This window comes from Kutzneria sp. 744 (assembly GCF_000568255.1).
In the GTDB taxonomy this organism is placed as follows: domain Bacteria; phylum Actinomycetota; class Actinomycetes; order Mycobacteriales; family Pseudonocardiaceae; genus Kutzneria.
The window spans coordinates 11,248,379-11,259,519 of the sequence record NZ_KK037166.1; the positions used below are offsets into that span (position 1 = coordinate 11,248,379).

An 11,141-nucleotide genomic window follows, 5' to 3' on the forward strand; every position below is an offset into this window, starting at 1 on the left:
ACGGCATCGCGGACGCAGCGGCGTTCGGGGCGGCATGGCAGGCGGTCGTGGACCGCACGCCGGCGCTGCGCACGCGGCTGGCCTGGGACGGGCTCGACGAGCCGGTGCAGATCGTGCAGCGGCATGTCACCGTGCCCATCGCCTACCAGGACTCCGACGACACCGACCTCGACCTCACTCAAGCTCCGCTGATGCGGCTGGCGATCGTGCCGCTGGGCGGCGACCGGATCCGACTGGCCTGGACCTCGCACCACATCATGCTGGACGGCTGGAGCCTCGGGCAGGTGTTCGAGGAGGTCTGCGCCCAGTACGGCGGCCAGGTCACCACGGTCCGCCGGCCGTTCCGCGACTACCTGTCCTGGCTGTCGTCGCAGGACTCGGCCGCGGCCGAAGCGTTCTGGCGGGAGGAGCTCGGCGGCTTCGAGGCGCCGACACCGCTGCCGTACGACCGTCAGCCGGCGCAGGCACACCAGGCCCGGTCCTCGCAGTCGGTGCGGGTGTCGCTGTCGGAGGAGCAGTCCGTTCGGCTGCGGGAGTTCGCGCAGCGCAACGGGTTGACCGTGAACACCGTCGTGCAGGGCGCATGGGCGCTGTTGCTGGCCCGGCAGAGCGGCACCGACGACGTCGTGTTCGGCACCACGGTCTCCGGGCGTCCGGACGACCTGCCCGGCGTCGAGTCGATGATCGGCATGTTCATCAACACCATCCCGACCCGGGTCCAGGTGCGCAGCCAGGAGCGGCTGGTGCCGTGGCTGCGGTCGGTGCAGGAGCGGCAGACCGAGTCGCGCCGCTACGACTTCGTGGCGCTGGGCAGGCTCCGCGCCTACAGCGACGTGCCGGCCGGGCAGAACCTGTTCGACAGCATGGTGGCGTTCGAGAACTACCCGTTCGACGAGCGGGCCGGCGTGGCCGTGCAGCACGTCGAGGCCACGGACAGCACCAACTTTCCGGTCGTGCTGCGGGCCTACCTCGACCGCCGCCTGACCTTCGAGCTGGCCACCGATCCGGCCCTGTTCGATGCGCGGACGGCCGAGACGATGGCCGACCGGTTGCAGACGCTGATCGTCAGCTTCGCTGACGATCAGCTGCGCAACCTGTCGTGGATGTCCGAGGCCGAGCGGCACAACGTGCTGGCCGGCTGGCAGGGCAACGCCGTCGGTCTCCCGGCCCCGACGATCACCTCCCTGTTCGCCGCGCAGGTCGAGGCCCACCCGAACGCCGTCGCGCTGACGTCCGAGGGGACGAGTCTGTCCTATGCGGACCTGAATGCCCGGGCCAACCGGTTGGCGCACCGGCTGATCGCCGCCGGTGCCGGCCCGGAGACCTTCGTCGCCCTGTGCCTGCCGCGGACCGCCGACCTGGTCGTCGCCGTGCTGGCGGTGTTGAAGGCCGGCGCCGCGTACCTGCCGATCGACCCCGACTACCCACGGGACCGGGTCGAGCGGATGCTGGAGGACAGCAACGCCCTGCTGATGCTGACCTCGGTCGAGGCCGACGGCGAGCCGTGCACCGACCCGGACGTGCTGATCACACCCGAGAGCCCGGCCTATCTGATCTACACTTCCGGCTCGACCGGTGTGCCCAAGGGCGTGGTGGTCACGCACGCCAACGTGACCCGGCTCTTCGCCTCGACCCGTGACCTGTTCTCCTTCGGCAGCAACGATGTCTGGACGCTGTTCCACTCGTACGCGTTCGACTTCTCGGTGTGGGAGCTGTGGGGCCCGCTGCTGCACGGCGGCCGGCTGGTTGTCGTGCCGCACGCGGTTTCCCGTTCGCCACGGGACTTCCTGCGGCTGCTGGTCGACGAGCGCGTCACCGTGCTCAACCAGACGCCGTCGGCCTTCTACCAGCTGGAACCGGTGGATGGCCTGTCGCTGCGGTACGTGATCTTCGGCGGTGAAGCGCTCGACGCGCGGCGGCTGGACGCGTGGTGGGGCAAGGTCGAGCTGGTCAACATGTACGGCATCACCGAGACGACCGTGCACGTCACCCATCGCGCACTCGATGCCAGTGCCGGCAACACCATCGGCGTCGGCCTGCCCGACCTCCGTGTCTACGTGCTGGACCCGGATCTCAACCCGGTGCCGGCCGGCGTGATCGGCGAGATGTACGTCGCCGGCGCCGGCCTCGCGCGCGGCTACCTGAATCGTCCCGGCCTGACTGCGGCCCGGTTCATCGCGAACCCGTTCGACCCGGGCAGTCGCATGTATCGGACCGGCGACCTGGCCCGGTGGCGAGCGGACGGCGAGCTGGAGTACTTCGGCCGCGCCGACCACCAGGTCAAGATTCGCGGCTTCCGCATCGAGCTCGGCGAGATCGAGGCCGCGCTGCTGACGTCACCGCAGGTCACCGCCACGGCCGTAATCCCACGCGAGGACACTCCGGGCCACCACCGGCTCGTGGCCTATGTCGTCGGCGACACCGAGGGGCTGCGCGAGCACCTGGCCAAGACGTTGCCGGATCACATGATTCCGGCCGCCTTCGTGCGTGTCGACGAGATTCCGTTGACCCGCAACGGCAAGCTCGACCGCCGCGCGTTGCCGGCCCCCGAGGTCGTCAGCCGCGGCTATGTCCCGCCGGCCACCGAGGAGCAGCGCAAGATCGCCGCGATCTGGGCCGAGACCCTCGGTGTCGAGCGGGTTGGCCTGGAGGACAACTACTTCGAGCTCGGCGGCGACTCCATCCTCAGCATCCGGATCACCTCCCGGCTGCGCGCCGAGTTCGGCGTCGAGGTCTCCCCGCGTGTCCTGTTCACCGCCCCGACCGTCGCCGCCCTGGCCGCCGCGCTGCCGGGGTCTTCGGAACTCACCGTCATCCCGGCCGTGCCCCGCGATGGTGAGTTGCCGCTGTCCTATGCCCAGCAACGACTGTGGTTCCTGCACCAGTTCGATCCCGACAGCACCGAGTACACGACCGTCTTCGCGGTGAAGCTGTTGGGCGAGCTGGATGAGCCGAGGCTCAGGTCCGCGCTGACCACCTTGATCGCTCGGCACGAGTCCCTGCGCACCACCGTCTCCGACCGCCCGGGTCTGGTCGTGCATCCGCCCCACGAGGCCGAGTTCACCGACGCAGACGGCCCGTTCGACCTGGTCAACGGCCCTCTGCTGCGGATCCGGCTGACCGAGTCGTCGCCGCGTGAGCACGAGCTCGTGCTGTCGATGCACCACATCATCACCGACGGCTGGTCCATCGGCGTCCTGGTCGACGAGCTTTCCGCCCTGTACAACGGTTCCGCGCTGCCCGAGGTGGGGCTCCAGTACGCCGATTTCGCCGCGTGGCAACGTGGTCAGGACCTGGACGGCCAGCTGTCCTACTGGCGCGACCGTCTGCGGGACGTCCCCGCCCTGGAGCTGCCCACCGACCGTCCTCGCCCGGCCACGCAGACCCACAACGGCGCCGCCATCGAGTTCGACCTGCATTCGGTTCGTCTCGCCGACTGCACCCTGTTCATGACGCTCGTGGCCGCCTGCCAGGCGCTGTTGGCGCGGTGGACCGGCCAGGACGACATCGCCGTCGGCACCGTCACCTCGGGCCGCGACAACCCGCAGCTGGAACGGGTTGTCGGCATGTTCGTCAACACCGTCGTGCTCCGGTCCCGTGTGGACGGTCGGCAGACCTTCCGTGAGTTCGCCGCTGCCGTTCGGGAATCGGTCCTGGAGGCCTTCGCCCACCAGGATGTTCCCTTCGAGCGGGTCGTCGACGAGGTGCAGCCCTCTCGCGACACCAGCCGTTCGCCCCTGTTCCAGGCCATGGTCACGTTGCAGAACAGCGGGGCCAAGCTGCCGTCGTTCGACGGGCTCACCGCCTCCGAGCTGGCGCTGCCCATGACCACCGCCAGCTTCGATCTGACCTTCGAGTTCGCCGAGGCCGGCTCCCAGCTGCGGGGCCTGGTCAACTACAACACCGACCTGTTCGACGCCTCGACCATCGCTCGTCTCATCGGCCACCTGCGCACCCTGCTGGCCGCCGTCGCCGACAACCCCGACCGGCCGTTGGCCGAGCTGCCGCTGCTCACGTCGGCCGAGGTCGCACAGCTGGTGGAGTGGTCCGGCACGTCGACCGAGGTTCCGGCCACCACGTTCCCGTCGATCCTCACCGCCCAGGCTCTGGTCACCCCGGACGCGGTTGCCTTGGTGCACAACGACATCCGCCTGACCTTCGCCGAGGTCGACGACCGGTCCTCCCGGCTGGCGGCCGAGCTGGTGGATCGCGGTGCCGGCCCTGACCGCATCGTCGCGGTGTCGATGCCGCGCTCCGCCGACGCCGTCATCGCCATCTTGGCCGTGCACAAGGCCGGCGCCGCCGTGCTCTACCTCGATCCCGAGCTGCCGACCGACCGCGCTGAGTTCATCAAGGCCGACGCGCAGCCCGTGTCGGTGCTGACCTCGGCGACCACCGATGCCGAGCCGAGGCCGTTGCCGACCCCGCAGCCCGACAGCGCCGCCTATGTCATCTACACCTCCGGCTCCACCGGCACGCCCAAGGGCGTGGTGATCAGCCACCGGGCGCTGACCAACCTGCACTTCGATCACGGCGACGACTTCGCCGACGGCCGGTGGCTCAAGGTCGCCCTCACCGCATCGCTGTCGTTCGACGCGGCGTGGGAGGGCCTGCTGCTCATGGCGGCCGGCCACGAGCTGCACATCGTCGACCCCGAGACCGTGCTTGATCACGACGTCGACCTGGTCAACTCGACTCCGTCGTTCATCCGCCACCTGCTGACCACCGGTCGTCCGATGCCGCCTGTGCTCGTGCTCGGGGCCGAGGCGATCGACGAGCAGTTGTGGCACGACCTTCAACAGTTGCCCGGAACGCGGGCCTACAACCTGTACGGCCCCACCGAGTGCACGGTCGACGCCACCATCGCCCCGATCACCGGCACGCGCCCCGTGATCGGCCGCCCGCTGAGCAACCTCCGGGCTTACGTCCTCGATGACTCGCTCCGTCCGGTGCCCGTCGGCGTCGCCGGTCAGCTGCACATAGCCGGCGCCCAGTTGGCTCGCGGCTACCTCAACCGCCCCGGCTCACCGCCGCCAGCTTCATCGCCAACCCCTTCGGCGCCGGCCGCCTCTACGTCACCGGTGACCGCGTTCGTTGGACCACCGAGGGATCCCTGGAGTACCTGGGCCGCGTCGACGAGCAGGTCAAGCTGCGGGGCTTCCGCATCGAGCCGGGCGAGATCGAGGCGGCGTTGCTGCGCCTGCCCGAGGTCGAGCAGGCGGCGGTCGTGGTGCTGGACAACCGGCTGGTCGCCTACGTGGTCGACCGTTCGTCGACAACAGATGTTGTCACGCCGACCTCGGCCGAGATGTCGCGCTGCGTCGCGGACATCAGCGCGGGCGCGGTGTCGACAACAGCTGTTGTCAGCCTCAAGGATCGGCTTCGGGAGTCGCTGCCGGACTACATGGTGCCGTCGGTGTTCGTGGCGATGGATCGGCTGCCGACGACGAGCAGCGGGAAGATCGATCGGAAGGCGCTGCCGGAGCCGGTGGTCGAGGCCGAGGAGTGGGTGGGGCCGCGCAGCGAGAAGGAACGGGTGCTGGCGCGGATCTGGGAGGAGGTGCTGGGGGCCGAGCGCGTGGGCGTCACGGACAACTTCTTCGCGCTGGGCGGGGACTCGATCCTGAGCATCCAGGTGGTGTCCAGGGCCCGGGCGGCCGGGCTGAACCTGGTGTCCAAGGACGTGTTCCGGCACCAGACGGTGGCGGAGCTGGCTCGGGTGGTGCGGGCGGAGCGGGCGATCGTCACGGACGCGACCGGCACGGCGCCGGTGACGCCGATCCAGGCGTGGTACCTGAACAGCGGCATGGACGCGTTCACGATGTCGCTCGTCGCCGAACTGGGCGAAGACATCGACGTGGAGCGGCTGCGACGGGCGCTGGACGAGGTGATCGGCCATCACGACGCGCTGCGCACGAGGTTCACGCAGGTCGATGGCGGCTGGCGGCAGGAGGTGCAGGCGGAGAGCGAACACGTGGGATGGAGTTTTGACGCCCCCAACCTCGCGCTGACGATCAACCATCTGGTCGTCGACGGTGTGTCCTGGCGGATCCTGCTCGACGACATCGAGTCGGCGTACCATGGCCGGCCGCTGCCGCCGAAGACGACGTCCTATGTGGACTGGTCCCGCCGGATCGCGGCCCACGACTTCGCTGCGGACCTGTGGTATTGGGAGCGCGCGGCGGAAGCCGACGGCAGCCTGCCGGTCGATCGCCAGGGCAACACGGCCGCGAGCGAGACGATCACCGTTCGGCTCGACCGGGAAACCACGGATGCCTTGCTGCGCAAGGTGCCGGAGTCCTACCGAACCCAGGTCAACGACGTGCTGCTGAGCGCGCTCGGACAGGCGGTGGCCGGCTGGTGCGGCCGGGACACGGTGCTGATCGGCCTGGAAGGGCACGGCCGTGAGGACATTGTGGACGGTGTCGACCTGTCACGGACGGTCGGCTGGTTCACGGCGGAATACCCGGTGGCACTGACCATCCCGGCCGGGGACTGGGGCACAAAGCTCAAGTCGGTCAAGGAGCAGCTGCGGGCAGTGCCGTCGAATGGCCTCGGCTACGGGGCGCTGCGGCATCTGCACGGCACGGCGCCGCAGATCAAGCCGGGCATCAGCTTCAACTACCACGGCCAGTGGGCCGACAGCGCGAGCGGCTTCTACCGGTCGATCAGCGGCGGCGACCAGGAAGGCTCCCGCACGTACCTGGTCGACGTGATCGGCATCGTGCAGGACGGGCAGCTGGAGCTGGGCTGGACCTACTCGCCGGAGGTCCACGACGAGCAGACGGTGCGGAACCTGGCCGAGACGATGCTGGCCGGGCTGCGGGAGATCGTGGCCCACTGCGCGGCCAACAGCGGCCGGACGCCCTCGGACTTCCCGCTGACGCGGCTCAGTCAGTCCGAAGTGGACACGATCGTCGGCGACGGCCGAAGCGTGGACGACGTGTACCCGCTCACGCCGTTGCAGAAGGGCCTGCTGTTCCACAGCTTGGTGGATCCCGACCTGTACGTGGACACGCTCCGGATCCGCATGGCCGGCATCGACGACGCCGGCCGGTTCCGCGAGGCGTGGCAACGGGTTGTCGACCGGACGCCGGCGCTGCGGACAAGGCTGGTATGGACCGGCGTCGACGAGCCGGTGCAGGTCGTCGACCGCACCGCGCGGCTGGTCGACGGCCCGATCAGCCTGGACCGGTCGCCGCTGACCAGGGTCGATGTCATCGAGGACGGCGACGAGATCGAGCTGGCGTGGACCTCGCACCACGTGCTGATGGACGGCTGGAGCCTGGCCCAGGTGTTCACCGAGGTGTGCGAGGAATACTGCGGCCGCACGCCGACGATCACCCGCCGGCCGTTCCGCGACTACCTGGAATGGCTGGGGGAGCAGGACCACGCGGCGGCCGGGGAGTACTGGCGCGACGTGCTCGACGGCGTCGCGCGGACGGCGCTGCCGTACGACCGGCAGCCGGCCGAGGCGCACCGGTCGCGGTCGAGCGCGTCGACGAGGATCACGGTCAGCGGGCTGGCGGAAGTGGCCCGGCGCAACGGGATCACCGTGAACACGATGATCCAGGCGGCGTGGGGCCTGGTGCTGTCGCTGTACTCGGGGGAGCGGACGGTGCTGTTCGGCACGACGATCTCCGGGCGGCCGGCCGAGCTGCCGGGCGTGGAGTCGATGATCGGGCTGTTCATCAACACGGTGCCGACGCGCGTTGATGTCGGTGGCGCGGCGCCGGTGCGGGACTGGCTGCGGCGGTTGCAGGACGAGCAGAGCGAGGCCCGGGACAACGGGTTCATCCAGGTCGGCAGCCGGTTCGACAGCATGGTGGTGTTCGAGAACTATCCGATCAGCGAGCCGGGGGTGGCCGGGGCGCCGCGGGTGTTGTCGGTGGCGTCCGGGGATGTCACGAACTTCCCGCTGTGCCTGCGGGCGTCGATGGACGCGGAGCTGACCCTGGACCTGGGCTACGACCCGGAGCTGTTCGACGCGAAAACGGCTGTTGAGCTGCTGGAACGTGTTGAGAAGTTGATCAGTGCGATGGTCTCGGAATTGAGCGCCCCCGTATCGACTCTACCGTGGTTGGGCGCCGGCGAGCTGCGGAGCATGATCGACGAGGCGGCTGGAGAGCGGCGGGACGTGCCGGCTGCTAGCATCCCGGCGCTGTTCGTCAAGCAGGTGGCGCGGACGCCGTTGGCGGTGGCGGTGACCTGCGGAGATATCAGCCTGACGTACGCGGAGCTGGACGGCCGGGCCAACCACCTGGCGCACCGGTTGCGGGCGATGGGGGTGCGGGCCGAAGACCGGGTGGCGCTGCTGCTGGAGCCGTCGATCGAGCACGTGATCGCCGAGCTCGCGGTGCTCAAGGCGGGGGCGGCCTATGTGCCGCTGGACGTCCGGGCGCCGGCGGAGCGGCGGCGGGCGATCGCCGGGGACAGCATCGTGATCGGCCCGGAGATGATCACCGGGGACGGGGCGGCGACGGTGCCGAACGTCGAGGTGCACCCGAACAACCTCGCCTACGTCATGTACACCTCGGGCTCGACGGGAACGCCGAAGGGTGTGGCGGTCCGGCATCGGGACGTCGTGGCGCTGGCCCACGACAGCCGGTTCGATCAAGGCCACGAGAGGGTGCTGGCGCACTCGCCGCTGGCGTTCGACGCGTCCACCTACGAGCTGTGGGTGCCGTTGCTGCGTGGCGGCGAAGTGGTGCTGACCGGCCGGCCGGACCTCACGGTCGAAGACCTGCGAAGCGTCGATGTGACCGGGCTCTGGCTGACCGCAGGCCTGTTCCGGATGATCGCCCAGGACGCGCCGGACTGCCTGAGCGGCGTCACGGAGGTGTGGACCGGCGGCGACGTGGTGCCGGCCAATGCCGTGCGGCGAGTGCTGGCGGCGTGCCCGGGCATCGCGGTGGTCGACGGCTACGGGCCGACGGAGACCACGACCTTCGCGACCGCGCACCGCATGACAACAGATGTTGTCGACTCGGTGCCGATCGGCCGCCCCCTGGACAACATGCGCACCTACGTCCTCGACGCCGACCTGAGGCCCGTTCCCAACGGTGCGCCGGGGGAGCTGTGCATCGCCGGCGCGGGACTGGCCCGCGGCTACCACGACCAGCCGGGCCTGACGGCGGACCGGTTCGTGGCCGACCCGTTCGACGCCGGCCGACGCATGTACCGGACCGGGGACATCGTCCGCCGCGTCGACGGCGAGCTGGAGTTCCTCGGCCGCGCCGACGACCAGGTGAAGATTCGCGGCTTCCGGATCGAACTCGGCGAGATCGAGACGGCCCTCACCGCGCAGGCCGACGTGGACCAGGCGGTGGTGATCGTCCGCGACAAGCGGATCATCGCCTACGTCGTCGGCACCGCCGATCTGGCCGCGCTACGGACCGTGCTGCCGGAGTACATGGTGCCGTCGACCGTGGTCACGCTGGACGAACTCCCGCTGAGCCGCAACGGAAAGGTCGACCGCCGGGCACTGCCGGAGCCGACCGCCGCCGACACCGACTTCGTCGCAGCCCGCAACGAGCTGGAAGCGACCGTCGCCGGCATCTGGGCGGAGCTGCTCGGCGTGCCCAAGGTCGGCATCGATGACAACTTCTTCGAGCTCGGCGGCGACTCCATCCTCAGCATCCGGCTCGTCTCGCGGCTGCTGGCCGACTGCGATGTGTCGATCTCCCCGCGCGTTCTGTTCACCCATCCGACCGTGGCCGAACTCGTCGGCACCCTCGGTGCCACCGAGACCGAAATTCCACGCGCCAAGGGATGTGCCGCTGCCGCAGTCGTACAATCAGCAGCGGTTGTGGTTCCTGGACAGTTTCAACCCCGAACGGCGAGTATGTGACGTCGCTGGCGATCAGGCTCAGGGGTCCGCTGGACGCCGACCGCCTGGCCGACGCCTTCACCGAGGTCGTGGCCCGGCACGAGGCGCTGCGCACCACCTTCGACGACGGCGTGCAGATCGTGCATCCGCCGCACGAAGTCGCATTCACCGACAACCGGCCGTTCGACCTGCGCCGGGGCCCGCTGATCCGGCCGCGGCTGGAGCGCGTGGCCGACGACGAGCACGTGCTCGCGCTGGAGATCCACCACATCGTCACCGACGGCTGGTCCAACGGCGTCATCCTCGACGAGGTGATGGCCCTCTACCGCGGCGAGACCCTGGACCGGCCGACGATCCAGTACGCGGACTTCGCCGCCTGGCAACGAAACCGCGACCTCGACGGCCAGCTGGCGTACTGGACGCAGACCCTGGCCGAGCTGCCGGCCGCCGACCTGCCCACGGACCGGCCCCGCCCGGCGGTCCGCACCACGACCGGTGCCGTGCACGAGGCCGTTGTCCCGCAACGGATCGCGACCAGGCTACGGGAGATCAGCCGCCGTCACGAGACGACGTTGTTCACGACCCTCAACGCCGCCTGCAACATCCTGCTGTCCCGCTGGACCGGCCAGCGTGATGTCACCGTCGGCACCGTCACCAACGGCCGCGACCGCGCCGAGCTGGACCGGGTGGTGGGCTTCTTCGTCAACACCCTGGTCCTGCGCTCGACCGTCGCCGGCACCTTCGACGACTACCTGGACACCGTGCGTGGCAACGTCCAGGAGGCGTTCAAACACCAGGACGTTCCGTTCGAGCGGGTCGTCGACGCCGTGCAGCCGCAGCGCGATCCCAGCCGCACGCCGCTGTTCCAGGTCATGGTCGTGCTGCAGAACGCCCCGCAGGCCGCGCCCCGGCTGCCGGGCATCGAGGTCGAGGACGTCGAGTTGCCGCTGACGACCGCGAACTTCGACGTGACCATCGAGTTCCAGGAGCAGGGCGGCGACCTGCTCGTCGCCGTGACCTACAACGCCGACCTGTTCGAGGCCGACACCATCGCCCGCCTCACCGAGCACCTGGGCATCCTGCTCGACGGCATCGCGGCCGAACCGTCGGCCAAGATCGCCGAGCTGCCGCTGCTCACCGCCGATGAGCTCCAGAAGCTGGCGGCCTGGAACAACTCCACCGTCGCCACCAAGCCGTGCACGCTGGCGGAACTGGTGGAGGAGCAGGCGGCCCGCACGCCGAAGGCCACTGCGGTCATGGGCACCGAGACCCTGACCTATGCCGAACTGAATGCCCGGGCTAACGCCCTGGC

The 11,141-nt window shown here is 69.7% G+C and carries 2 protein-coding genes and 2 pseudogenes; all 4 read left to right on the forward strand.

Going from position 1 to position 11,141, the window contains the following annotated elements; genetic code table 11:
* Positions 1-47: 47 nt before the first annotated feature.
* Positions 48-4,952 (forward strand): annotated as a pseudogene (locus KUTG_RS64965) (amino acid adenylation domain-containing protein); the annotation flags it as partial.
* A gap of 278 nt (positions 4,953-5,230) precedes the next feature.
* Positions 5,231-5,401, forward strand: a pseudogene (locus KUTG_RS66895) (hypothetical protein); the annotation flags it as partial.
* A gap of 15 nt (positions 5,402-5,416) precedes the next feature.
* Positions 5,417-9,850, forward strand: coding sequence for an amino acid adenylation domain-containing protein (locus KUTG_RS64970; protein WP_369794689.1), 4,434 nt, complete (start codon positions 5,417-5,419; stop codon positions 9,848-9,850).
* Positions 9,847-11,141: condensation domain-containing protein (locus KUTG_RS64975; protein WP_232241384.1), on the forward strand; the 1,295-nt coding region annotated here is incomplete at its 3' end. The genes KUTG_RS64970 and KUTG_RS64975, both read left to right, overlap by 4 nt.